The sequence below is a fragment of the Hymenobacter saemangeumensis genome (assembly GCF_039541835.1).
Lineage (GTDB): Bacteria > Bacteroidota > Bacteroidia > Cytophagales > Hymenobacteraceae > Hymenobacter > Hymenobacter saemangeumensis.
On sequence record NZ_BAABGZ010000038.1, the window covers coordinates 1 to 1,052 of the forward strand.

General features: G+C 51.2%; 2 tRNA genes and 2 rRNA genes. All 4 read left to right on the forward strand.

Going from position 1 to position 1,052, the window contains the following annotated elements:
- Nucleotides 1–76, forward strand: a 16S ribosomal RNA gene (locus tag ABD919_RS13855); the annotation flags it as partial.
- A 127-nt stretch (nt 77–203) separates the two neighbouring features.
- Nucleotides 204–277, forward strand: a tRNA-Ile gene (locus tag ABD919_RS13860).
- A gap of 36 nt (nt 278–313) precedes the next feature.
- Nucleotides 314–390 (forward strand) — tRNA-Ala (locus tag ABD919_RS13865).
- Between the two features lie 178 nt (nt 391–568).
- Nucleotides 569–1,052, forward strand: a 23S ribosomal RNA gene (locus ABD919_RS13870); the annotation flags it as partial.

Consider the following 1,052-nt stretch of genomic DNA (forward strand, 5'->3'; position numbering starts at 1 on the left):
TAGGGTAGAACAGGTAATTAGGGCTAAGTCGTAACAAGGTAGCCGTACCGGAAGGTGCGGCTGGATCACCTCCTTTCTGGAGCGGCCTTGCTCACGATGTTATCCAAGTAGTTTCGCTTACTGCTTACGATTTTGTTTGTTTCCCCATTCAAATAATCTTTGAATACGGATTCTACGGTTTCCTTCGGGTATCGTCGAAACCCGGGCTTGTAGCTCAGGTGGTTAGAGCGCTACACTGATAATGTAGAGGTCCGTGGTTCGAGTCCACGCAGGCCCACTGTAACTGGCGGGATTGCTGCTGGAAACGAAACTCGGGGGATTAGCTCAGCTGGCTAGAGCACCTGCCTTGCACGCAGGGGGTCAACGGTTCGAATCCGTTATTCTCCACCATTATTTGCATCGATTGGGTGCATCAATGATGTCTGTTTAGAAATATCAGTGATTGACTGACATTTCACACTAATACTGCTTGCAGTATTACACGTTCTTTGACGTAAGGGGTAACAAAAACGAAGCGTAGCGCACTTGCCTTTCTTTAAGAGGGGAATTACACAAGTGTGGTTACGAAGACGAAGTAAATAAGAGCACACGGGGGATGCCTAGGGTCTCAGAGGCGACGAAGGACGTGATAAGCTGCGATAAGCTCGGGGGAGGGGCACATACCCGCTAATCCCGAGATTTCCGAATGGGGCAACCCCTTGCCTGGAAGAGGCAAGAGCCGACTGCCTTGTGCAGCGGCGGCAAACGCAGGGAACTGAAACATCTAAGTACCTGCAGGAAAAGAAAATAACCATGATTCCCCAAGTAGTGGCGAGCGAACGGGGAGGAGCCCAAACCAGGGTGGTTACGGCCACCTTGGGGTTGTAGGACTGCGACATCTGATTAAACCAACCTAACTGAAGTGCTTGGGAAAGCACACCATAGACGGTGAGAGTCCGGTAAGTGACAGGTTTGGTTTACGGTAGCAGGATCCTGAGTAAGGCGGGGCCGGAGAAACCCCGTCTGAATCCAGCGGCACCATCCGCTAAGGCTACATACTCCTGAGACACCGA